The sequence below is a fragment of the Nocardia niigatensis NBRC 100131 genome, from assembly GCF_000308655.1.
GTDB classification, from domain to species: Bacteria; Actinomycetota; Actinomycetes; order Mycobacteriales; family Mycobacteriaceae; genus Nocardia; species Nocardia niigatensis.
On the sequence record NZ_BAGC01000043.1, the window covers coordinates 564,015 to 586,428 of the forward strand.

The 22,414-nt window shown below is 69.9% G+C and carries 19 protein-coding genes; 5 read left to right on the forward strand and 14 right to left on the reverse strand.

The genetic code is table 11. The annotated features are described in order from the left end of the window. The first annotated feature begins 12 nt into the window (after window positions 1-12). Complete coding sequence (locus ON33_RS42300; protein ID WP_040860368.1) at window positions 13-273, forward strand: hypothetical protein; 261 nt, start codon at window positions 13-15, stop codon at window positions 271-273. On the opposite strand, the gene ON33_RS19915 is transcribed toward ON33_RS42300, so the two are convergent. From ON33_RS19915 to ON33_RS19935, 5 genes are all read right to left on the reverse strand, one after another. Beyond that, a complete protein-coding gene (locus ON33_RS19915; RefSeq protein WP_051152486.1) occupies window positions 260-1,108 on the reverse strand; it encodes an NAD(P)H-binding protein in 849 nt (282 codons plus the stop codon). The two genes, ON33_RS42300 and ON33_RS19915, sit on opposite strands and share 14 nt — an antisense overlap. Window positions 1,109-1,119: 11 nt before the next feature. Next, the gene (locus tag ON33_RS19920; protein ID WP_040860655.1) at window positions 1,120-2,124 is read right to left on the reverse strand and encodes a saccharopine dehydrogenase NADP-binding domain-containing protein; all 1,005 of its coding nucleotides are present in this window, start codon (window positions 2,122-2,124) and stop codon (window positions 1,120-1,122) included. 129 nt (window positions 2,125-2,253) lie between these two features. Then, window positions 2,254-3,447, reverse strand: a complete 1,194-nt coding sequence (locus tag ON33_RS19925) for a cytochrome P450 family protein (RefSeq protein ID WP_040860369.1) — start codon at window positions 3,445-3,447, stop codon at window positions 2,254-2,256. A 20-nt stretch (window positions 3,448-3,467) separates the two neighbouring features. Then, window positions 3,468-4,199, reverse strand: a complete 732-nt coding sequence (locus ON33_RS19930; protein WP_040860370.1) for a DJ-1/PfpI family protein — start codon at window positions 4,197-4,199, stop codon at window positions 3,468-3,470. Window positions 4,200-4,214: 15 nt separating this feature from the next. Then, window positions 4,215-5,171: a GlxA family transcriptional regulator gene (locus ON33_RS19935; RefSeq protein ID WP_040860371.1), complete on the reverse strand. Its 957-nt coding sequence runs from the start codon at window positions 5,169-5,171 to the stop codon at window positions 4,215-4,217. 177 nt (window positions 5,172-5,348) lie between these two features. On the opposite strand from ON33_RS19935, the gene ON33_RS19940 reads away from it, so the two are divergent. Genes ON33_RS19940 through rplL form a run of 3 tightly spaced genes read left to right on the forward strand, consistent with a single transcriptional unit; the run spans window position 5,349 to window position 6,537 of the window. Next, complete coding sequence (locus ON33_RS19940) at window positions 5,349-5,690, forward strand: acyl-CoA thioesterase (protein WP_051152487.1); 342 nt, start codon at window positions 5,349-5,351, stop codon at window positions 5,688-5,690. Further along, window positions 5,690-6,112, forward strand: a complete 423-nt coding sequence (locus tag ON33_RS19945) for an acyl-CoA thioesterase (RefSeq protein ID WP_040860373.1) — start codon at window positions 5,690-5,692, stop codon at window positions 6,110-6,112. The genes ON33_RS19940 and ON33_RS19945 overlap by 1 nt, the downstream gene beginning before the upstream one ends. Before the next feature lie 41 nt (window positions 6,113-6,153). Beyond that, a complete protein-coding gene (gene rplL, locus ON33_RS19950) occupies window positions 6,154-6,537 on the forward strand; it encodes a 50S ribosomal protein L7/L12 (protein ID WP_040860374.1) in 384 nt (127 codons plus the stop codon). Between the two features lie 6 nt (window positions 6,538-6,543). Here the strand turns inward: rplL and ON33_RS19955 are convergent, their stop codons facing one another. The 6 genes from ON33_RS19955 to ON33_RS41390 form a co-directional block, all read right to left on the reverse strand. Further along, window positions 6,544-7,353 (reverse strand): MerR family transcriptional regulator, encoded by an 810-nt coding sequence (locus tag ON33_RS19955; RefSeq protein WP_040860375.1) that lies wholly within the window; start codon window positions 7,351-7,353, stop codon window positions 6,544-6,546. Between the two features lie 49 nt (window positions 7,354-7,402). Next, window positions 7,403-8,869: a flavin-containing monooxygenase gene (locus ON33_RS19960; protein WP_040860376.1), complete on the reverse strand. Its 1,467-nt coding sequence runs from the start codon at window positions 8,867-8,869 to the stop codon at window positions 7,403-7,405. After that, the gene (locus tag ON33_RS19965) at window positions 8,866-9,801 is read right to left on the reverse strand and encodes a ferritin family protein (protein ID WP_040860377.1); all 936 of its coding nucleotides are present in this window, start codon (window positions 9,799-9,801) and stop codon (window positions 8,866-8,868) included. Before ON33_RS19965 ends, ON33_RS19960 begins: the two co-directional genes overlap by 4 nt. Window positions 9,802-9,956: 155 nt before the next feature. Next, window positions 9,957-10,958 carry an alpha/beta hydrolase gene (locus ON33_RS19970; RefSeq protein ID WP_063711032.1) on the reverse strand — a complete coding sequence of 334 codons (1,002 nt, stop codon included), beginning with the start codon at window positions 10,956-10,958 and terminating at the stop codon, window positions 9,957-9,959. 83 nt (window positions 10,959-11,041) lie between these two features. Beyond that, a complete protein-coding gene (locus tag ON33_RS19975) occupies window positions 11,042-11,650 on the reverse strand; it encodes a MerR family transcriptional regulator (protein WP_040860378.1) in 609 nt (202 codons plus the stop codon). 240 nt (window positions 11,651-11,890) lie between these two features. Further along, a complete protein-coding gene (locus ON33_RS41390; protein ID WP_157184615.1) occupies window positions 11,891-12,052 on the reverse strand; it encodes a hypothetical protein in 162 nt (53 codons plus the stop codon). A gap of 140 nt (window positions 12,053-12,192) precedes the next feature. Between ON33_RS41390 and ON33_RS19980 the strand changes: the two genes are divergently transcribed. Continuing rightward, entirely contained in the window at window positions 12,193-13,515 is a 1,323-nt protein-coding gene (locus ON33_RS19980; RefSeq protein ID WP_245550594.1) for a hypothetical protein, read from the forward strand. A 192-nt stretch (window positions 13,516-13,707) separates the two neighbouring features. On the opposite strand, the gene ON33_RS19985 is transcribed toward ON33_RS19980, so the two are convergent. From ON33_RS19985 to ON33_RS19995, 3 genes are all read right to left on the reverse strand, one after another. Then, window positions 13,708-19,749, reverse strand: coding sequence for a non-ribosomal peptide synthetase (locus ON33_RS19985; protein ID WP_051152489.1), 6,042 nt, complete (start codon window positions 19,747-19,749; stop codon window positions 13,708-13,710). A gap of 116 nt (window positions 19,750-19,865) precedes the next feature. Further along, window positions 19,866-21,059 carry a DUF1501 domain-containing protein gene (locus ON33_RS19990; protein ID WP_040860379.1) on the reverse strand — a complete coding sequence of 398 codons (1,194 nt, stop codon included), beginning with the start codon at window positions 21,057-21,059 and terminating at the stop codon, window positions 19,866-19,868. Window positions 21,060-21,072: 13 nt separating this feature from the next. After that, window positions 21,073-22,377 carry a DUF1800 domain-containing protein gene (locus tag ON33_RS19995; RefSeq protein ID WP_040860380.1) on the reverse strand — a complete coding sequence of 435 codons (1,305 nt, stop codon included), beginning with the start codon at window positions 22,375-22,377 and terminating at the stop codon, window positions 21,073-21,075. Window positions 22,378-22,414 lie beyond the last annotated feature (37 nt).

Below are 22,414 nucleotides of genomic sequence, written 5' to 3' on the forward strand. Positions count from 1 at the left end.
CGGCCCGCGTAAGTGTCCTACGCCGGATCGCACGGGCTGCGCGGCAAGGGCGGCGGCGCCTGCGACGAGGCGGTACGGGTACCGCTGTGTGCACGGCCGGCGCCGATTCCACCAGCGCCCGAACGCAACTCACCTTCAGCGTGGACCTCGCGCCGCTGCCTGAAGAACGCCCAGGAGCAGGGCATCGACGACGATGCGCAATCCACTCGCAGCATCGCCGCACGGGCCGAGCGCCTGGGCAACTTCCTGGAGGACTTCCTCACGCCGAAGTGACGAACTCGCGCAGGGTGATCGGCGGGTGGCCGGTGAACCGCTCGATGGACTCGGTCACGCGGAAGAGCTCGTGACCGGATCCGATGGCGGCGAACATGGTCCACAGATGGGTCAGGTGCTCCACGGCGACCGCGTCGCGGTAGACCGTCATGGCCCACTCGGACCACTCGCCCGGATCCACGTTCCGGTAGGGGACGCCGAACAATTCGGCGGCCTCGCCGACGGTCATGATCTCGCCCGCCAGCCACAGCACCGGATCCACCGAGCCCTCGGTGCGCAGCACGCCCGCCCCGACCCCGGCCACATCCGCGCCCGCGATGAGCGGCAGCACGGTGTCCGGGGAACCGAGCGGCAGCGCCAGCTCGCCGCGGTCGCCGATGGCCACCCGCAGGTTCTCGTAGAACACGGCCGCACGGAGGTGCACCGCCCCGACGTCCGCGTTGTCGAGCACCTGTTCGGCCACCCAGTGCCGCCGCATGTGCGGAGTGCCCGCCTGCGGATCGGAGCCGAGCTGCGAGGTGGCGACCACGCGTCGCAGACCCGACCGACGGCCGACGGCCGCGAGAACCGCGGTGGCGTCCAGCATTCCGGCGGTCACCGGATAGATGAAGTAGGCCCGGCACACGCCCTCCAGCGCGGGCGTCACGGCGGTGATCTCGCGCAGATCGCCGACGACGACCTCGGCGCCGAGATCCTTCAGCTCGGCCGCGCGGCCGTCGTCGCTGTGCACGAAGGCACGCACCGGCAGGCCCGCGCGCAGCAGGGTCTCGGTGACCAGCCGGCCGGTGCCGCCCTGGCTGCCACCGGCCGCGCCGGTGACGAGAATCGGTTCCATTGTTCTGCTCCTCACGCCGTCGCCGGCAACCGAAGGTCGAATACCCCGCGCGCGGCGACGGTGGTCAGGAAGTCCACGGCGTCGAAAGCCTCACCGGGACTGGCGACTCCGCTCTTGGCGCCGCCCTCGGCGAGCCGCACCGCCGCCTCCACCGACGCCAGCGCGGCCGCCGACCAGAGGTCCCGGCCGGTCAGTGTCCCGGCCGCGGAGCCGGCGGGCGCGAGAACCTGTGCGGCGATCATGAACTCGCTGGCGGCCCGGGCCGCCGGCTCGACATCCTCGCTGGCGAAGGCCTGTTCCTCCTCGAAGGTGCGCGAGGTGAGCTGTGCCTCGACGGCTCTGGCGCGGGTGTGGCGAGGCACCGTGACCGCCTCCGGGAACGGCACCGGCGCGATCATGGGCCGGGGCCCGACCGGCGGCGGGAAGGCGAAGATCGCCTGCCGCGGTTCCACGAATCCGTACCGAGGCTCCCCGTTTTCGTAGCCGATGCGATCGGTGTCGGCGAACAGCAGGCGCGCCGTCTCCACCGCGCCGTGCGTCATCATCCAGTTGGTGACGTTGTAGGCCACGGTGATCCGGTCGATGTCGGAGATCCCGCGCGCGACGGCGCCGGCCAGCAGATCGCCCAGTCCCCCATAGAAACTCACGCTCGGCAGCATGGTGATCCCGGCCCGCTGGGCGGGCTCGGTGAAGTCGTCGAACAGCCGCTTCACGTGATGGACCTCCACCGCGTGATCGACATAGTGACAACCACCCTCGACGGCGGCCGTGGCGACCGGCAGCCCCGTGGTGGCGAAGGGCCCCGCGCAGTGGACGATCACGTCGGCGGCCTCGGCCAGCGCCCGCAGCGCGGCCGGATCGTCCAGTGCGGCGGTCAGCACCCGCGAAGCGCCCAGGGCGGCGAGAGCATCCGGATCCCGCCCGGACACGACGACTTCCTTCCCCCGTGCGATCAGATCGGCGGCGACCAGGCGACCGGTGTGACCGGTGGCCCCATAGATGGCGAATACGGTCATGAAGATCAACTCTTTTGACTCGACGGGCAATTCGAACGTCTGTTCTCGTATATAGACCGCCGCGCCGGCGGAAACTCATCGCTCGTCGCCGGGAAATTTCGAATCCGGTTCCGCGGCCCCGGAATTCGATCATGAACGCAGGCGCACCGACAGTCGCTTCAGGCCGTGGATGACGGCATTCGGGTACCAGCGCAGCTCGGAGTCGTCGACGGCCAGCTCGATGTCCGGGAAGCGTTGCAGCAGCGCCGTGAAGGCCACCCGGCCCTCGAGGCGGGCCAGCGGCGCTCCGACGCAGTAGTGGACGCCGTAGCCGAGGCCGAGGTGAGCGGCACGCTCGGCGGCGGGGTCGAGGCGGTGCGGGTCGGCGAACGTGCGCGGGTCGCGATTGGCCGCGGCCAGCGCCACCAGCACCAGCTCGCCCTCGGGAATGACGTTGCCGCCCACGGTGATCGGCTCACTGGTGAAGCGCAGAGTGGCCATGTCGACCGGCCCGTCGAAGCGCAGGAACTCCTCGACGGCCGCGGGGACCAGGTCCGGATTCTCGCGCAGGCGTTCCAGCCACGGGCGGTCGCGCAGCAGCGCGAGCATGCCGTTGCCGACCAGATTCACCGTGGTCTCGTGCCCGGCGACCAGGAGCAGCAGCGCCATGCCGATCAGCTCGCCCTCGTCGAGCTCGGCGTCGTCATCGCCGACCAGGGCCGAGAGCACGTCCTCGCCGGGCTCGGCCCGCTTGCGCCGCAGCATCTTCCGCAGGAACGCCACCATCTCGTCGTGCGCCCGGGCCCGGTCCACATCCGGTTCCAGGGTGCCGACGAGCGCCTTGGTCCATTCCCGGAAGGTGCCGTGATCGTCGATGTCCACATCCAGCAGGTGGCAGATCACCGCCACCGGTAGCGGCACCGCGAAGGCCTGCAGTAGATCCACCTGATCGTGCCCGGCCATGGCGTCGAGCAGGTCGTTCGCGGTCCGCTCGATGATCGGCCGCAGGGCGGCCACCCGGCGCGCGGTGAACGCCTGGGACACCGCCTTGCGCAGCCGGGTGTGGGTGGGCGGATCGGCATTGAGCATGTGCCGCAGGCCATCGTGGGTGCGTGGGCCCCGCCACTCCCCGGAGTACTTGCGCTCGATGACCGCTTCCAGCCGGTCGATGTCCTTGCACAGCCGCGGATCCGCCAGCGCCGCGCGGGCCTCCTCGTAGCCGATGATGATCCAGCGGTCCACGCCGTCGCCGAAATGCACCCGGTGGACCGGGCCGTTCTCGCGCCAAAGCCGGTAGTACGCATGCGGATTGGCGAAGAAGTGCTCGCCGAGCAGCTCGGTCACCCTTTCGGCGGTACGGGAATTCAGCGCTTGGCGGCGGCGCGCTCCCGCATGCGATTGAGGGTCAGCCGCCAGAAGGTGGTGGCCAGGTCCACCGGAATGCGTGGTTTGGCGGAGCGTTTGGTCATCTCCAGGCGCGCCATGCGCATGATCTCGGCGGGCGCCTTGTCCGGGTGGCCGGTGTCGAACGGCGGGTGCGGGTCGTATTCGATATAGAGCTGGGTCATCTGGGCGATCTGCTCCCCCGCGATCCGGCCGACCAGCCACAGCCCCAGATCGATGCCGGCCGAAACCCCCGCGGCGGTGACGATCTTGCCGCTGTGCACGATGCGGTCGTGCGGGCGCGACTCGGCCCCGAAGGCCGCCAGCGCCGGCTGGGCGGCCCAGTGCGTGGTGGCGGGGTGGCCGCGCAGGATGTCGGCGGCGGCCAGGATCAGCGCGCCGGAACAGACCGACGTGGTCCACGTAGTGTTCGGGTGCACGGCTCGCAGCCAGTCGATGAGCTCCTTATCAGCCATGGCCGCGGTGGTCGCGGCCTCCGATCCGCCGACCAGTACCAGATCCGGTGCGGGTGTCTCGGCGAAGGTGTGGGTCGCGCCCAGCGCCAGCACCCCGCTGTCGGACACGATCGGGCCCACTTCATTGGAGATGAACCGCACTTCGCTGTCCGGAATCATCCGCAGCACCTCGTACGGCCCGACCGCGTCCAGCACGGTCATCCCCGGATAGAGCACGATGGCGATCTGGAATGTCATGGGACACTCCCCCTTTCAGAAATCGGTGAACCGGGCGCGGTACTCGCCCGGCGGTATGCCCAGCTGGCGGTGGAAGATTCGGTACAGGGTCTCGGGGCTCCCGAGCCCGACGGCGGCGGCGACCCGGTCCATGGGCTGATCGGTGTTCTCCAGCAGCCGCCGGGCCGCGGCGACCCGTACCTGCTCGACATAGCGGGCAGGCGTGGTCCCGGTCTCGCCGGCGAAGACCCGGGAGAAGTGCCGGATGCTCATGCCGACCCGCTCGGCCAGCGCGGGCAGCGACAGATCGGCCTCCGGGTTCTCCTCGATCCAGACCTGCAGGGCCCGCAGCGAATTCCGCTTCGGCGGATTGGCGGTCAGCGGCGCGCTGAACTGGCTCTGCCCGCCGGGCCGGTGCAGATACACCACCATCCAGCGGGCCACCTCCCGGGCCAGCTCCGGACCGTGGTCGGCGGCCACGATGGCCAGCGCCAGATCGATGCCCGCGGTCACCCCCGCCGAGGTCCACATGGGCCCGTCGCGCACATAGATGCGGTCGGGTTCGGTGGTGATGGCCGGGAACTGGGCGGCCAGCAGCTCGCCGCCCGCCCAATGGGTGGTGGCCCGGCGGCCGTCCAGCAGTCCGGCCCGGGCCAGCAGGAAGGTGCCCGAGCAGACCGAGCCCACCCGCTCCGAGCCCGCCGCCACCCGCCGGACGCCGGTCACCAGATCGTCGTCCCCGGCCGCGGCCCAGAAGCTGACCCCGCCCACCACGAGCAGGGTGTCCAGCGGTTCGTCCCAGGTGTCGAGGCCGTGGCGCGCGGTCACCTCGATGCCGCACGAGGAGCGCACCGGCCCGGCCTGCGCCGCGGCCAGCTCGACCCGGTACTCCGCGTTCGGGCCGAGCAGGGCCGCCCCGGTGAACACGTCGGCGGGCCCGGCCAGATCGGTCAGCTGGAACCCGTCGAAGACCACGATCAGCACCACCCGCATGCGTTCAGCCTGCGGTGCGCGCGCGATGGCGTCAATGACGCGACTCTGTCAGATTCGGCCATCGAGCAATGGCCGGGCGGTTGCCGCCACCCGGCGGGACGTGGATCACACCAGCTCACTTGATATGAATGCGCGGTGGCCCGACACCTTTTCCTGTGCCCCCTGAGGTGGTCCGACATGGACGCCGACGGGCACGTGCACAATGCGGCGCACCTGCGCTACCTGGAGGAATCCCGCATCGACCTGTTCTGGACGCGGGGTTTCGGCGGCGCCAATGTGGTCGCGCAGATGGACATCGACTATCTGGCGCCGCTGCGCTACCGGATGGAGCCGGTGCGGGTGGAGACCTGGGTGAGCGAGATCGGCACCTCGTCGTTCGCGCTGACGCAGGAGATCCGGGACGAGGACGTGGTGTACTCGGCGGCCGTGTGCACCATGGTCGCCTTCGATCAGGCCACCCAGAAGTCGCGTGCGCTGCCCGAGGAGCAGCGCCGGATGCTGAAGGATCTGGAAGCCTGATGCACACCTACGATATCCAGCTGCGGCGCACCGACATCGACGCACAGCAGCACCTCAACAATGTGGTGTTCGCCCAGTACCTCGACGAAGCCCGCTCGGATCTGCTGGGCCGCTACACCTCTCCGCGGACCGACGACGGATCTCCGCGGACCGACGACGCGACGCCGTGGCGGGTGGTCGTCGCGGGCCAGCGGCTGACCTACCGCATGCCGCTGCTGTTCCGGGCCGCGCCGGTCACCGTCACCTCGGCCGTGGAACGAATCGGCACCACCTCGTTCACCCTCGTCCACGAGGTCCGCGACGCCGAATACCTGTATCTCTCCGCCACTTCCACGCTGGTCGCCATCGAGGACGGCGCGCCACGCCCGCTGACACACGGGGAACGCGAATATCTGATGACCTTGGCGGTCCCGCGCGCTTAGAATTACTTGTATCGCCTGGTCAGCGTTGCAAGGGGTACATCATGGCCAAGATGACCATTGTCGAGTTGCTCGACGTCTTCAAAGGTATGACGCTGCTGGAACTTTCGGAGTTCCTGAAGGCGTTCGAGGAAGAGTTCGGTGTCACCGCCGCGCCCCCGGTGGCCGTCCAGGCTGTCGCCGACGCGCCCCCGGCCGAAGCCGCCGACGAGCAGGACGAGTTCGATCTCGTGCTGGAATCCTTCGGGGACAAGAAGATTCAGGTCATCAAGGCCATGCGGGAGATCATTCCCGGCCTCGGCCTCAAGGAGGCCAAGGATCTGGTCGAGGCGGCCCCCAAGGCCATCCTGGAGAAGGTCGACAAGGGCTCCGCCGAAGCGGCCCGCATCAAACTCGAGGCAGCCGGCGCGAGAGCCGCCCTGCGCTGAGGCACTTCACGCCGTCTCCGAGCCCCCGCGGGCGGCCGCGGGGTGCTGCGGTCCGTCCGGGGCATGCCGGCGGGCGGCGGTCTCCAGGTACGCGCCGAGTTCGGCCTGCAGGGCCTTGTCCAGCGCCTGGTCGAGGGCGTCGTGCACCGAGCGGGTGCCGAGTTCGCGGAAGTTGTTGAGCATCTCGGTGGTTTCGGCGATCTCGGCGTCGGACTCGGGCAGCCAGCCGGGTCCGTGCTGCGCGACGATGTGATCCTTGGCGGCCACCACCATCAGGCGGGCGATCTCCTCGAGCCGTTCGAGCAGCGCGCCATGCAGGTCGATGAGTCCCGGCAGGCCGAAGCCGTAGGCGCTGAGACCGGCGAAGATCTCGAGCACCTGGGGCCGGGTCAGTTCGACGGTGTCGCCGTGCAACCGGACCAGCCCGAGCTGCTCCAGGCGGGCCAGCTGGTCCTCGTCGACCTGCTGTGCGCCGGCGTCGCCGAAGAAGGTGTCCACCAGTTCCCGCGGAATCTCCATCGGCTCTTCGGATTTGCCCCAGGTGGCGGTGACCGCGCTCTGCAGGCCGAGGATCTCGGTCAGATCCTTGCCGGTCTCCCAGCTGGTGATGAAGTCGGCGATGTGCGCGATGGTGAACCCGCGCTGCAGCAGCGCGTCGATGATGCGCAGCCGGGCCAGATGGGTCTCGTCGTAGATGAGCGCCCGCCCGCTGCGGCGGGTGGGCGTGGGCAGCAGCCCCTTCTCCTGATACGCCCGCACATTGCGGGTGGTGGTGCCGGCGGCCTGGGCGAGATCGTCGATGCGGTACTCCGCCATCCGTATCGCTCCCGTCCCTGCCGCCGGCCACCCGAGTCCGGTCACGACCTTAGCGCAGGTGGAAATCCGCCAGATCCACCCTGGCCAGCTGCCGCGCGTACTGCGTGCCGAAGCCCGGGTACATGGTGGCGTTGAACCCGTCCTCGGTGAGATACCAGCTGCGACAGCCGGAGTTCCAGGTGGTGGCGGTCAGCCGGCGCTGCAGGTCGCGGTTGTAGCGATCCTGCCGATCCTGCCGGGCCTCCAGCGTGCGCAGCCCGCGGTCGAGCATTATCTTGATGGCGTCGGTGAGGTAGTCGATCTGCGCCTCCATGTAGACCAGCGCCGAATTGTGGCCCGGTCCCGAGTTCGGCCCGAAGGTGAGGAACAGATTGGGGTACCCGGCCACCGTGACACTCTTGAACGCGTAAGCGCCGCCGCGCCATTCGTCGGCCAGCATCCGGCCGTCCCGGCCGGTCACCGGAATCGGCGAGCCCTGCTTGGACACCTCGAACCCGGTGGCGAACACGATGCAGTCGAACCGGTGCTCGATGCCCTCGGCCGTGCGGATCCCGTGCGGCGAGATCTCCGCGATCGGCCACGTGATGAGCTTGCAGTTGTCGCGTTGCAGCGCGGGGTAGTAGTCGCTGCTCATCAGCAGCCGCTTGCAGCCCGCCCGGAAATCCGGGGTGAGCTGCCGCCGCAGCCACGGATCGCGCACCTGGGCGCGCAGATGCGCGAGCGCGACCGATTCCACGACCCGGGTGAGCGGCGTATTCCACACCACCCCCAGCGCCACCGACTCGTGCCCCCAGAACCAGGCCTCCCGCGCCAGCGTCTGGGCGACCGGCAACTGCCGGTACACCTGCTTGGTCAGGCCGTTGGTGCGCCGGTTCACCCGGGGCAGCACCCAGCCGGGCGTGCGCTGGAAGACCTTCACCGAGGCGGCCTGCCGCACCAGTTCCGGAATGATCTGCACGGCACTGGCTCCGGTGCCGACCACCGCGACCTGCTTGCCGGTGAAGTCGTAGTCGTGATCCCAGCGGGCGCTGTGGATCTTGTGGCCCTCATAGGCGTCGATGCCCGCGATGTCGGGGAACCCGGCATTGGACAGCGGGCCCGAGGCGAGAATCACGGTGCGCGCCCGCACGTTTCGCCGTCCGCCGGTGAACGACAGCGTCCACAGCCCGGCCGCTTCGTCGAACACGATCCCGGTGACGTCGTGGCCGAAGCGGAGGTGCGGCGCGATGCCGAACTCCGCCACCATGGAATCGATGTAGCCGAGGATCTCCGAACCGCCGGAGTAGGTGCGCGACCAGTCCGGATTCGGCGCGAAGCTGTAGGAGTAGAGCCGCGACGGAATGTCACAGGCCGCGCCGGGGTAGGTGTTGTCACGCCAGGTGCCGCCCACCCGGTCGCCGCGCTCGAAGATGGCGAAGTCGCCGATCCCCTTCTGCCGCAGCCGGATGGCCGCCCCGATGCCCGCGAATCCGGCTCCGACGATGGCCACGTCCAGTGGCTTGCTCACGGCGCTCATGCGACCGGCTCGTAGGTGAGTTCCTTGGACCAGGTCGGCTGGGCGGGCAGCAGGCGGTCCGGAATGGCGCCGGTCACCTTGACCATGGCGTCCGCGAGCAGGTGATACGGGTGGTCGCGGTTGACGACCCAGTCGGAGTGCATCTTGACGAACCGGTACATGGGCAGCCGGTTCACGATCGGGGCGCGTTCGCCGACCTGCTTGAATCGGGCCATGGCGGCGTAGAGCTTCTCCTCGCTCACGCCCATCTCGACGATGTTGTCGCGCATCTTGTTCAGCAGAGGGATATAGCTGAGCAGCCCGATGAACAGCGACGGCTTGATCCAGCCGCCCACCAGATCGATGGCCAGCTTGCGCGCGCTGGCGTGCCCGAGCAGCTCCATGACCGCGTAATCGGTGGCCAGGTGCCGGGATTCGTCATTGTTGATCTTCTTGAAGACCTCCTGCGCCACCGGGTCGGCGATCTCGTCGGTGACGAATTTGATCAGCGCGCCGTCGAGGGCCACCTCGAGCATGGGGATGACGGTGCCCAGGAACGACAGCGACATGCCATCGGAGTACTTGTCGAGGAAGTCGATGACCAGCTTGACATTGACATTGGGCTCGGGGATCTCGTCGTCCTCGAGCATGCCCCACCGCCGCATGAGGGCCAGTTCGGCATTGGCGTGCCGCTGCTCCTCGGCGTGGAAGTAGCGGTAGATCTCGGCCAGCGTCGGGGTCGGCGCCTTCTTGGCCATGGCCGCGAAACCGCGTGCGCCGACATTCTCGATCCACATCAGATCGGCGATGAACGGCTTCAGCTTGGCGTGCAGGGCCGGGTCGATGAGCTCGGCTCCCGGTGCGTCCCAGTCGATATCGGCCAGCGCCCATTGCCTGGACTTGATCTTGGCCAGCATGGCGTCGAAATCGAAGGTCGAGTTCTTCGAGGACATATCAGACTCCCGTCTTCTGGAGATCGGTTCCGGTCGCCGCCGAATCATGCTGCGGCAGGACGCTATTCAGGACGCCCAGAGCTTGGGCGTAAGGGCATGCTGGGAGCGGCGCCTGCCGCCGAGGGCGAACATCGGATCGTCGATCGGCCACATGGTCAGCCCGCCTGCTTCCGGGAGATCGAATTCGATTGCGTCAGTGCCGAGGCCACGAACGCGGCGGTGCGCCGCAGCGCGGGCACGGCCTCGGGGACCAGCAGCGGCAGCGCCTGGAAGACGTGGATCCGTCCCGGCCACAGCTCCAGCTCGCACGGCACTCCGGCCGCGGCCGCCATGTCCCGCAGGTGGCGGGCGTCATCGGCGAGCATCTCGCCCGCGCTGGCCTGCACGTAGAGCGGCGGTAGCGCCGCACCGGCCGGAATGGTGAGCCGCAGCCGAGGCGAATTCGCCGGTGCGGTGGCGGTATACAGCTCGATGAGCCGCCGGCCGACCCGGGCCGGGGCCATGGGATCGGGCAGGGCCCGATCGCGCCGCTCCGCCAGGGCGAGGGTAGGATCCATCAGCGGCGAGAACATGAACGTTCCCGCGGGCTGGTCGATTCCGGCGATCGCGTTCTGCAGCAGCAGATCCAGGGCCAGGTGGCCGCCCGCGGAATCCCCGCCGATCACCAGATCCGCTGCCCGGTAGCCGTGTTCGAGCAGCCACCGGTAGCCCGCCGCGACATCCAGCGCGGCCGCCGGGAACGGATGCTCGGGCGCCAGCCGGTAGTCCAGCACGAAGACCGGCAGCCCGGTGAGCTTCGACAGTCGCGAGGCCAGTCCCCGGTGGGTGCGGGCCGAGCACACCACGTACCCGCTGCCGTGGATGTAGTAGATGGCCCGATCGCCGTGCCGCACCCCGGCCGCGCGCACCCATTCGCCGCGCACGCCGCCGGACCGCACCGACATGGCCGAGGTGCCCGGCAGGGTGGGCCCGCCGGCCGCCATGATTCCGGCGATGAGCCCGCGACCGGCCTCGATCCCGATCCGATTGTTCGGCAACAACCCATTGACCTGCCGCAATCCCACCACCGACGCCGCGGCCGCGAATCGCGTCCGCGGCGTCGGCCGGGTGGGGACCGCCGCCTGTGCGGGGAAGGTCACCGTTGACCTCGTCCTCATGGGCTCAGCATCGCCAACCAATGTGCCAGTTGTCAATGGCACATTCATAACGACCTAGCGGCGGACCGACACCGCCGCCGTGATTACCCTTGCGCGCCACCGAGTTCGAAGCACGGTGGCAGGTAGCGACGACGCTCCTGCCGCATGCGCTCGACATCAGCGGCGCTCAGCGCGGCGAACGCGGCCTCGCGACGCTCGAACAAATCGGCACGCTGCTCCTCGGTGAGCTCGCGCATGCGGGCCTCGCGCTGTTCGGCCAGCCGGGTGAATTCCTCCAGCGTCATGGGCTGATTCATGGCCACCATCTCCTCGATCAATCGCAGGAACTCCAGTGCCGACGGCTCGGCCACCCGGTCGAGGCCGTCGCGCACACCGAGCAGGCGGCCACGCAGGCGCAGGGCCTGCGCGATCCGGGCGTCGAGCACCTCGAGCTGCTGCCGGACCAGCTCCCGGGGGTCCTGATCCGGGGTGTCGGCGAGCACGCCCGCGATCTCCTCGAGCGTGAAACCGAAGTCCCGCAACGCGATCACGCGATGCAGCCGGCGCACATCCGCGGCGGCGTAGCAGCGATGCCCGCCGGAGGTCCGCGAGGACGCCGTCACCAGCCCGAGCCGGTCGTAGTGATGCAATGTCCGCACGGTCACCCCGGTCTCCCGGGCCAACTCGCCGACCCGCCAGGTCCGATCGCCCATCAGCCTCCCTTTCGGTGTGCTCCACCCACGCTAAAACCTGACGTTACGTCGGTTTCAAGCGTGAGCCCGATCACAAACCCCAGGAGCGGCCTGATACTTTTCGGCTATGACGGTCGATTGGGCGTCGACGGGGCGGCGGGCCCCACACCCGTCCGCACCCACCCGCCGAAGAGCCAAAACGCCCGCCGCCCCGAATGATTCGGGACAGCGGGCGTGATTCGTGACTCTGCGTCGGTCGACTCAGCGTGTGCTGTGGACGCCGAGCGAGGCGCTGAAGATCGCGGCGCGAGCCCGGGTGGACCGCAGATTGGCCCGTTCCTGAGCGGTGAGCGCCGAGCGCGAACGCTCTGCGAGGACCGAGAGCACGGTCAGCGGGTGACGAGAGAAGTTGATGAAAGCCATGACAGCCCTCCTTCCGGAGTTGCGCCGGCGTAATACCGAGTGCAAAACCTCGCTGGTTGCGAGGCACAGACCAGCCATTATTAGCCACCCGCGACCTTCTGGTCAAGTTATGTTCACCTTCTGTTCACCTTAGGAGAACTGTGCCGGACTCGATCGATGTGGGCGTGCCGCCCCTGACCCTCACCGAGGGCGAACGGGAAGCGCTGCGTGGACTGGCGCGATACCCGCTCCTGGATGCCATCTACGGGCGGCGCTCCCGGCGCTTTCCACTGGGCGGGAGCATTCCGGCGGGGCCGCTCGCCTTCACCAGCAAACACGCGCCACGCCCGCTGAGCGACTTGGAGCGCGCGGTGGTGCTCAATACCGTCGCGGGCTGGACGGGATGGCATTTCGGGATCAGCCACCACCCCGGATACGCGCCCGCGTGGCCGAACTACAGCGGATCGGCGACCGGGCGCACCTTCGCCTCGGCGGCCGGATTCCACACCAGCGAGTTCTTCTTCACCGACGACTCCGGCACCTACTTCCTGCCGACCCGCGACGCCCCGCCCGAGACGGTCTACGCCGAGGGCGACGGCGCCGCCGAAGCCCAGCTGAACGCGCTGCTGGCGCGGGTGATCCGGTTGTCGGACAAGCGCATTCACATTCCGTGCGAGGAACCCTACCTGGAGGGCCACAACACCTGGATCGCGAATCACCCCGGATCGCTGCTGGTGATCCCGGTCGCGGATGTGGCCCAGCAGCTGCTGGCCAATATCGCGTTCTTCGTGCAGAACGGGTTCGCGCTCTACGACGACATCCACGGCCGCGAGATCCCTGGCGTCGAGAAGTACCGGGACCGTTTGCGTTTCACCGATCCGATCCCGCTCAGCTTCGTCGAGCAGTACTCGCTGACCGAGGCCACCGCCGAACTCATGGCGTCCGTGGTGAACGGTCATCTGCTGCTGGGCGCGATGGGTTTGGGCGGATGGACTTTCGACGGCATCGACCGGCTCACCGTGCTGGGCGCCTCCGGCGATCCAGAGGTTCCTGGCCTGGGCTTCCGCTATGACACCGATCCGGCGTGGCCCATCCCCAATCCGACCGGTTTGCCCGGGGTGTTCGAGGCCAGCTGCCGCCCGCACCACGAGACCATGGCCGCGGCGGTCGAGGCGCTGGCCGAGCGCAAGTTCGGACCGGGCGGCCCGTACCACCCGCAGACCCCGGGCCCATTCGCCGACACCCCCGGGGTGCGTGGCGCGGCCGCGCCGTGGGACCGCCGCTTCCGCGAACTGGTCAGCCTCCAAGCCGCCTATATAGACGACACGTTCGGGAAGTTCCCGGGCACGGTCCCCTCGGTCTGGATCATGAACTACCTCCAGGCCCAGCACATCGACCTGGATTTCTACGACACCTTGCTGACCGACACCGCCTGCCTGTCCACCCACCGCGAGCATCACGGCGTCTGGCACGGCTCACACTGACGCGCGCAGTCCGACCGCATCGGCGAGCCTGCGGTGGGACTCGAGGCGGGCTCTCGCGCAGGGCCTCCGGGTGCGGCTGGTCCAAGCGCACCCGGGAGCGGTCCAGGATGGAGCAGCGATCACCCGCAGCGCCGGAGTCATGGTCGGTGCCGACGCGAGCGGCGGGCGTTGATTCCGGGCGCGCGATCCGGGTCACAGTGGCGGCGCGGGGAGGAAACCGGCGGCGACGTAGTAGTCGAGGTAGCGGAGCAAGGTGGCACGGCCGGCGCCCGGGCAGGGCGAGTCGGGGTCGCTCGGGGCGCCGGTGACCTCGGCCGAATAGTTGACGGTGAGGGCGGCCGCCCGCACCAGCAGATCGTCGGCGCCGGGTTGTTCGGCAGCAGTCAGCAGCGCGGTCGCGAAGTCCGCCGGGTCGACGAGGTCGAGCCGATAACCCCGGCCCAGAAGCTCGTCGCGGATGGCCTTGAGAGACAGGGTTCTTGCGGGCAGCAGGCCGACGATGCGGGGTCCGGAGCACTCGGCGGCGGCCACGACGGCCGTGGCCGCCTGGTCGACGGGCAGCATGGCGACCTCGGCGTCCGGCAGCTCGGGAGCGAGGCCGAGGATCAGCATGGCGCGCAGCATGGTCCACCAAGCGTCGTCGGTGCCGGCCACACCCGTGCGGGAATCGCCGGTGATCAGTCCGGGACGGTAGATACGGGCGGGCAGGCCGCGGTCGGCGGCGGTCCGGACGAGATGTTCGGCAACCCATTTCGTGGCGACGTAGCCCGGCAGGCCGTGCGGGAGCGGACCGTCGCAGACCGAGGCGGTCGAGATGTAGTGGATCGGTTTGGCTCGGGTCGTGGCGGCCAGCCGCAGTACCTCCACCGTGCCCGAGACATTGGCGGCGCGCATGCGGGCATAGGGCTCGAGGTGATTGACGAGGGCGGCGTTGTGGTAGATCGCGTCGATCTGCCGGGCCAGGTCGGCGAAGTCCGCCGGGGCCAGGCCGAGCCACTGCTGGGCGAGATCACCTGCGACAGCGACGATTCGGTGGGCGTGTGCCGAGAGGTCGATGCCGTATCGGCCGGCGTTCGCGGAAATCCGTTCGCGCGCTGCGAATTCATCGCAGGCGCGGATCAGGCAGTAAACGGTGGCGGAGGTGTGTTCGAGCAGTTCCCGGAGCAGAAAAACGCCGAGGAATCCCGTTGCGCCGGTGAGCAGAATGGTGGCGGGCGCGCCCGGCCGCTGCGCCGCGAGATCTGCGGCGGTGATCTCCGGGGCAAGTGCCATGTCGGCCACGGGGTCGAGTTCGTGGCCGATCGTGGCCGGTTCCGCCCGCAGCGCGGCGGCGAGCTCCCACACCTGGGGATGGGCGAAGAGATACGCGAGCGGTACCGGCAGGCCGAGTCGATCGGACAGCGCGGCACGAATCCGGATGGCGGACAGCGAGTTTCCCCCGAGCGCGAAGAAGTCGTCCTCGCGGCCGACTCGTTCGATACCGAGTTCCGCGCCGAGCACCTCGGCGATGGCCAGTTCCTCGGCCGTCTCCGGGGCTCGGTATTCCCGCGTCCGAGGTTCGGGGTCGGGCAGCGCGCCCCGGTCCAGCTTTCCGGTCGGCCCCAGGGGGAAGGCGTCGACGATGGTCAGCTGACCAGGAACCATATAGCCGGGCAATCGCTTTCGAGCGACTGCCAGCACATCGGAGAGCACCAGGGTTGTGCCGGTGACGCGCAGGTATCCCACCAGTCGCTCTCGGCGAATCGCGACCACCGCCTCGGCGACCGCCGGGTGCGCGCGCAGTGCGGCCTCGACCTCGCCGGGCTCGATGCGCAGACCGCGCAGCTTCAGCTGGAAATCACTGCGTCCCAAATATTCCAGGCCGCCGTCGCGGGTGCGCCGGACCAGATCGCCGGTGCGGTACATACGCTCGCCCCCGCCGGCAAAGGGATCGGCGACGAAATGATCGGCCGTGACCCCGGCCTGTCCGAGGTAACCGCGGGCGAGCTGCGCGCCCGCGACGTACAGCTCACCGGGTGTGCCCGCGGGCACGGGGTGCAGGCGGGCATCGAGCACATAGGCGCGCGAATTCCAGTGTGGGGCGCCGATGGACACCGGCTCGTCGCCGAACCGGGTCACCTCGGTTCCGGTCACGGAGATGGTCGCTTCGGTGGGTCCGTACAGATTGTGCAGCCGGGCCGGGCCGGCGGCGGCGAAGCGCGCGATCAGTTCGGTGGGCAGTGCTTCACCGCCGGCCCACACCACCCGCAGTGTGTCGAAGGCACCGGCTGGAGCGTGGTCCAGCAGCGCGCGCAGGAGAGACGGCACGGCGAGGAAGGCCGACACCCGGTGGCGGGCCATGAGATCGGCCAGGTGCTCCGGATCGGTGCGGCTCGCACCCGAGGGGACCACCAGATGCCCGCCCACGGCCAGCGGGACCGTCGCGCCGATGAGGGAGGCGTCGAAGGTGGCGGGGACCAGCTGGAGGTAGGTATCGCGTTCGGTCAGTTGATATTCGGCGGTGAAGAACGCGATGTAGCCGGCCAGTGCGCTGTGCGGGATTCCGACGCCCTTCGGACGCCCGGTGGAGCCCGATGTGAAGATCACATAGGCGAGATCCTGTGCACGCAGTGGCCGGAGCCGGTCGGCGTCGGTCACCGGTTCGGGCGAGAAGCCGTACAGCTCAGTGGGATTCACGAGGTCGGCGGTCACCGTGCACACGGGTGCGGCGGTGGCCAGCATGGCCTCGATGCGGTCGGCTGGCTGGCCGGGGTCGATCGGCATGAACGCGCCACCGGCCTGCACGATGGCGTAGAGGGTGACGATCAGATCGGGACCGGGGTCCAGCGCCGCGCCGACCGTAGTGCCCGGGCCGACGCCCAGTCCGATCAGTTTGCGCGTCAGGCGATTGGATCGTTCGGCGAGCTCGCGGTAGGTCAGGGTGACCCCGTCTCCGGTCACGGCGTCGGCATCGGGGGTGAGACGGGCCTGGTCGAGGAACGCGTCGAACATGAACCTCTGCGGCACCGCATGATTCGGCCCGTGCGTCGGGAAGGTCGCCAGCTCGGCGGCGTCGGTCAAGGGCAGGTCCCCCACCGCTCGCCCCGGTTCGGCGACGACCGCGGCGAGCAGCGCGGTCAGCCGCTGTCCGAGCCGGGCGATGGTCGACTCGTCGAACAGATCGATGGCGTACCGCCACGAGCAGTGCAGTCCCGCCGCCCCTTCGGCGTCGCGCTGCGGGACGACGGTCAGTTGCAGATCGACCGGCGAGAAGCTCTCCCCGAGATCGGCCGCGGTGACCGTCAGCCCGGGCAGCCGCAGCACCTGGTCACCGAATTCCTGGAAGGACAGGGCTACCTGGAACAGCGGATGGTGTGCCCGGGTACGCGGCGGGTCCAGGTCGGCCACCAGCTGCTCGAAGGGCAGCTCGGCATGGGCGAAGGCGGCAATGTCGTTGTCGCGCACCCGGTTCAGCAGGCGCGTGAAGCTCTCGGACGGATCGATGCGGGCGCGCAGAACCAGGGTGTTGACGAACATGCCGACGACCTCGTCGAGTGCGGGTTCGCCACGGCCCGCGACCGGTGCGCCCACCGCCACGTCCGTGGTCCCGGCCAGCCTGGCCAGCAGGACCGCGAGGGCCGCGTGCAGCAGCATGAACACCGAGACGCCGCGCGACTGGGCCAGTTCCTCCAGCGCCCGGTGCAGGGCGGCGTCCACCCGGAAGTGCTGGGCCGCACCGCGATGCGAGGCCACGGGCGGGCGTGGACGGTCGGTGGGCAGGTCCAGGAGCGGAGGCAGTCCGGCCAACGCCAGGCGCCAGTGCCGGAGCTGGTCGGCCAGCAGTGAGCCGGAGTCTTCTGCCGTACCGAGCAATTCGCGCTGCCAGATCGCGTAGTCGGCGTACTGCACCGCCGGCGGCGGCCAATCGGGGGCCGCGCCACGTGTGCGGGCGGTGTAGGCGGTCATGAGGTCGCGGGTCAGCGGGACCATGGAGAAGCCGTCCGCGGCCAGGTGGTGGATCACGACGGCCAGCACGTGCTCACGCTCGGCGGTCCGGTACAGCCGCAGGCGCACCGGGACCTCGGCGGTGACGTCGAATCCCTTGCCCGCCAGTGCGATCAGCTCGGGCCACAGCCGAGACTCCGCGATCTCGACCGTCGCCGGGTCCCACTGGACTGCGACGGCAGGCCGGATGTCCTGGTATCCGGTGCCGTGGTGCTCGGGATATCTCGTCCGCAGCGCCTCGTGCCGGTCGAGCAGATCGCGCACGGCGAGTTCGACTGCGGCCGTGTCGAGTTCCCCGGACAGCCGCAGTGCGAACGGAATGTTGTAGGTCGCCGATTCCGGGTCCAGGCGCGCCAGGAACCACAGGCGCTGCTGGGCCGGCGACAGCGGCGCCCGGGTCACGGATCGCGGCCGCGCGGTCAGCGGAGGCCGGCCACCACTGCCGAGCCCGTCGACGGCCGCCGCCAGCGCGGCCACGCTCGAATGCTCGAAGACCACGGGCACGGGCACCCGGGTCGCCCGATCCGCGCCCAGACGTCCGGCCAATCGGGTGGCCAGGATGGAGTTTCCGCCCAGGTCGAAGAAATCGTCGTCCGCGCCGATCCGGCGCACGCCCAGCAGTTCTTCGAAGGCGGCGGCCACGGCCCGCTCGGTGTCGGTCAGCGTCCGACGGTACGGTCGCGCGGCGAGGGCCGGTTCGGGCAGGGCGGCTCGATCCAGCTTGCCGGACGGGGTCAGCGGAATGCGGTCGATCAGGGTGATGGCGGCCGGGACGGCATGGCGCGGAAGTTGTTGCCGCGCATACGCGGCCAGGACGGCGGCATCCGCGGCAGTGCCCGTCGCGGGCACCACGTACGAGACGACGCCGTCGGCCCCGCTGCGCAGCCGCCGCACGAGACTGGTCGCGTAGGACACGGATTCGTGTGCGGACAGGACGGCGTCGATCTCCTCGAGCTCCACCCGGATGCCCCGGATCTGCACCTGCGAATCATTGCGGCCCAGGTACTGCAGCACCGGGGCCCCGGCCGGGCCGAGGATCCACCGCACCACGTCCCCGGTCCGATAGATGCGCTCCCCCATGCCATTCGGGTGCGCGACGAAGCGGGTGGCGGTCAGCCCGGGACGGTGGTGATATCCGCGCGCCAGGCCCGGCCCGGCCAGGTACAGCTCACCGGCCACCGACGTCGGCACCGGCCGGAGCCGGGCGTCCAGGACGAGTGCGGTCACTCCGGCGATCGGTCCGCCGATATCGACGGTGCCGACGGCGGTCAGCGCGGTGCCGATGGTCGCGGCGACCGTGGTCTCGGTCGGACCGTAGAGGTTGAAGAAGGACCGTCCCGGCGACCAGCGCGCGACCAGATCCGCCGGGCACTCCTCACCGCCCGCGACCACCACCGCCAGATCGGGCAGCCCGGTCGCGTCCAGTCCGGCCAGCACGGCCGGGGTCAGGAACGCGTGCGTCACTCGCTCGGCGCGCAGCAGGACCGCCAGGTCGCCGCCACCGTAGCAGTCCGCGGGCGCGAGAACCATGGTCGCGCCCGCCCCCACGGCCAGCAGCAGCTCCAGCACGGCGGCGTCGAAACTCGGGGAGGCGAAGTGCAGAATGCGGGCCTCGGGGGTGACGGCGAAGCGGCGGGTCAGTTCGGCGCAGAGTCCGGCGAGCCCGGCATGCGTGACGGCCACGCCCTTCGGCGCGCCGGTCGAGCCGGAGGTGTAGATGACGTAGGCGATGTCCCGGCCGTGCAGGCGGCGGGTGCGTTCGGTGAAGTGCAGCGCCTCGGCCGAGCCGTCCGCCAGGAGTTCGGCGCAGTGCGGCGTGTCGAGTTCGAACCACTCGACGGCGTCGCCGAGCCGGTCGCGGAGCGCGGTGCGGGTGAGCCCGAAGCACGCGCCCGCGTCGGCGAGCATGTGCGACACCCGATCCGGCGGATAGCCGGGATCGACGGGCACGAAGGCCGCCCCGGATTTCGCCACCGCCCAGACCGCGATCACCGCCTCGGGCGAGCGCGGCAGAGCCAGCACGACGCGGTCGCCGGGTCCGATACCCCGGGCCACCAGAACCCGTGCCAGGCGGGTGGATCGATCGTCGAGCTCGGCATAGGTCAGTGACAGCGCACCCGCGCGCACTGCGATACCGGACGGATTACCCTCCGCCGCCGCGGCCAGCAGCTGGGGCAGCAGTCGGATCCGTGGGTCGCGGCGGCCATGCGTGTTTCTCGCCCGGCCCGCCGCAGAAACATCGGCGCGCACCGGTTCCTACTCTCAGCCTCGATTCGCCTTCCCACACGGCGAACTGAATACCGCGTTCCGGGCGGGTCGGCAACACGTAGGCGTGTCACCGGGCCGACATTCCGCGCGGGCCGTGGTCAGGCGGACAGCAGGCCCAGGTCGCGGCGGCCGGAACCGACCACCGGGACCGGGTCGGCGGCGAGGACCCGGTGCACCAGTTCGTGGTAGACGTCGCGGAAGTCGACGGTCACCTTCAGGTCGCCGTTGTCGAGGTCGGTGAGGCCGGGCTCGTCGCCGTGGAAGCCGCCCGCCACCGACGCCCCGGCCAGGAAGACCGGTCCGGCGGTGCCGTGGTCGGTGCCCTGCGACGCATTGGCGGCGACCCGGCGGCCGAATTCGCTGTAGGCCATCAGCACCACGTCACGACCGCGTGGATGGGTGGAGAGGTCCTTCAGGAAGGCGGTGACCGCGTCGTCCAGGCGGCCCAGCAGCTGTTCCTGGGTGTGCCGCTCGTCGGCGTGGGTGTCGAACCCGCCCAGGCCGACCGAGTAGACGCGGGTGGGGACACCGGCCTTGACGCACTGGGCGACCAGGTCCAGCTGGGCGGTGAGCGGGTTCGCGCCCGTCTTCCCGGACTGCTTCAGGGCCGAGAAGGTCTGCCGGGCAGTCTGTTCGGCCTGATATCCGGTGCAGACCCGGGCTCGCGCCGGGCTGTCGCCGGGATCGGTCGCGGCCAGACCGGACAGCGCCGCGGCCAGCTCGGCGGACAGGGGTGCGGACGACGGATCCAGCGCCGCCGCAGTGTGTTTCGCACCCAGGGCGAGCTGCGGCAGGACCGGTCCGATATTGACCGCGCGCACCGGATCGTCGCCGGTCGTGTCCAGCCAGCGGCCGATCCAGCCGGTCTGTACCGGTTCATCGGGTGAGGCGGTCTGCCAGATGTCCATGGAGCGGAAGTGACTGTGGTCGGGCTTCGGATAGCCGACGCCGCGCACGATGGCGAGGGTGTGGTCACTCCACAGGCCGGCCAGGCCCTTCAGCGCCGGGTTGAGGCCCAGCTGGTCGTCGAGGTGCAGGACTTCCTCAGGACGGTAGGACATTTCGGGTCGCGCATCGTGATAGGCGTTGTCCGCGTAGGGAATCACCGTACCGAGGCCGTCGTTGCCGCCGTAGAGCGTGAGCACTACCAGGATTCCGGACCCGGCGGCCAGCGGGGTGGTGACCGCCCGCTGCTGCAGCTCGTCCCAGGTGATCACGGAGGCGCCGGCCACCCCGAGCGCGCCCAGCACGCCGGTGCCGACCAGGAACTGTCTGCGACTGAATTGCGGCATGGTGGTGTGGCTTTCAGCTGGTGAGGTATTCGGGCGTATTGATGGCGAGCGCGGCCAGCCGGGACGGCTGATCGACAGCGGTCGCGAGCACCTCGGCGCTGCGGTCCGACCAGGAGCCGAGGCCGAGCAGATAGGCCGTCGCGTCCAGGCGATCCGGCCTGCCCGCCTGCGTGATCGGCGACAGGTCGGCCTTCTTCATCAGATCCATGGCCGCCGTGAGCCGTATCTGCGCGGCCGCGCTCGACATCCAGCCCTGCCCGCGCGGCCAGCCGCCGACCGAGGGCGGGTAGAAGGGCAGCTGGCCGAGGGTGCGCAGCGTCCCGGCGAGAGCGCGGGCCTCGGCGTCCTGGGTGAGCGGGATCTTGAATGCTCGCACGGCGGCGATCAGCCATTCGACCGGTCCGTGCACGACGGTGTCGCGGGCGGTGGTGAATTCCGGGTCGGTGCAGACGGCGGTCACCAGCGCGGACAGGTCCCGGCCCGGACCGTAGGCCGCGGTGAGGCGGTTCAGGGCGGCGTCGGAGGGTGGTTCGTCGGAGGCCAGCTGCTGCCACAGCCGCCCCGCCACGAAGCGCGCGGACTCCGGGCGAGCGAGCACGGCATCGCAGAACGACCGGGCGTCGAGCGCACCCGTCATGCCCAGCACGGTTTTCGCGCCCGGGTCGTGCCGCCTGGCGTCGAAGGCGGCCGTACCGCCGGTGATGGTCCAGCCGGTGAGGGCCCGGGCGCCCTCCCGGACATCGGTCTCGGTGTAGCCGTTGCCGTGGCCGAGGGCGAAGAGCTCCATGAATTCCCGGGACAGGTTCTCGTTGGGCGCCTTCGCGGTATTGGCGACGCCGTCCAGCCAGCGCAGCATGGCCGGATCGGTGAGCATGGCGTAGGCGAGCGCACTGAAGTCACCCGTGCCACCGGTCCGCAATGTCCGGTTCTGCGCGGCCATCTCGGCGGCATTGCGGACCTTGCCGGCCGAGGTGGCGAAGTGGTTGTGCCACAGCAGGGTCAGCTTCTCCCGGACCGGGACCCGGACGGCGGCCATGCGCCGCAGCCACCACCAGGTCAGCGCGTCCAGCTGCCCGGTGATCCGCGCCTGGTACTGCTTGCGCGCGTCGGCGGGCGCGTCCTTGCCGAGCGGGGCGGGTGGGACCAGCTCCGGCATAGGAGTGGCGCGAGCGCCCGGATCGGCCTCGGGGTCGGTGGTCAGCGCGGTGCGCAGGTACCCCGCGACATCGGAGACCGCGTCGATCTCGGGCCCGGTCGCGCCGAACCCGGTGCGGCGCAGCACCCGTGCGGTTGCCATCCACTCCGCAGACCTGCCCATGTCCCGAGTATCGAGCGCTCGCACGCCTGCTCAGGGG

What these genes read in the sequence shown, in the direction of transcription:
- ON33_RS19995 (WP_040860380.1), bottom strand. Translation starts at nt 22,377, where the DNA reads ATGGGCAGGTCTGCGGAGTGGATGGCAACCGCACGGGTGCTGCGCCGC.
- ON33_RS19965 (WP_040860377.1), bottom strand. Translation starts at nt 9,801, where the DNA reads ATGTCCTCGAAGAACTCGACCTTCGATTTCGACGCCATGCTGGCCAAG.
- ON33_RS19960 (WP_040860376.1), bottom strand. Translation starts at nt 8,869, where the DNA reads ATGAGCGCCGTGAGCAAGCCACTGGACGTGGCCATCGTCGGAGCCGGA.
- ON33_RS19955 (WP_040860375.1), bottom strand. Translation starts at nt 7,353, where the DNA reads ATGGCGGAGTACCGCATCGACGATCTCGCCCAGGCCGCCGGCACCACC.
- ON33_RS19970 (WP_063711032.1), bottom strand. Translation starts at nt 10,958, where the DNA reads ATGAGGACGAGGTCAACGGTGACCTTCCCCGCACAGGCGGCGGTCCCC.
- ON33_RS19975 (WP_040860378.1), bottom strand. Translation starts at nt 11,650, where the DNA reads ATGGGCGATCGGACCTGGCGGGTCGGCGAGTTGGCCCGGGAGACCGGG.
- ON33_RS19920 (WP_040860655.1), bottom strand. Translation starts at nt 2,124, where the DNA reads ATGACCGTATTCGCCATCTATGGGGCCACCGGTCACACCGGTCGCCTG.
- ON33_RS19940 (WP_051152487.1), top strand. Translation starts at nt 5,349, where the DNA reads ATGGACGCCGACGGGCACGTGCACAATGCGGCGCACCTGCGCTACCTG.
- ON33_RS19915 (WP_051152486.1), bottom strand. Translation starts at nt 1,108, where the DNA reads ATGGAACCGATTCTCGTCACCGGCGCGGCCGGTGGCAGCCAGGGCGGC.
- ON33_RS19935 (WP_040860371.1), bottom strand. Translation starts at nt 5,171, where the DNA reads ATGCGGGTGGTGCTGATCGTGGTCTTCGACGGGTTCCAGCTGACCGAT.
- ON33_RS41390 (WP_157184615.1), bottom strand. Translation starts at nt 12,052, where the DNA reads ATGGCTTTCATCAACTTCTCTCGTCACCCGCTGACCGTGCTCTCGGTC.
- ON33_RS19945 (WP_040860373.1), top strand. Translation starts at nt 5,690, where the DNA reads ATGCACACCTACGATATCCAGCTGCGGCGCACCGACATCGACGCACAG.
- rplL (WP_040860374.1), top strand. Translation starts at nt 6,154, where the DNA reads ATGGCCAAGATGACCATTGTCGAGTTGCTCGACGTCTTCAAAGGTATG.
- ON33_RS19990 (WP_040860379.1), bottom strand. Translation starts at nt 21,059, where the DNA reads ATGCCGCAATTCAGTCGCAGACAGTTCCTGGTCGGCACCGGCGTGCTG.
- ON33_RS19930 (WP_040860370.1), bottom strand. Translation starts at nt 4,199, where the DNA reads ATGACATTCCAGATCGCCATCGTGCTCTATCCGGGGATGACCGTGCTG.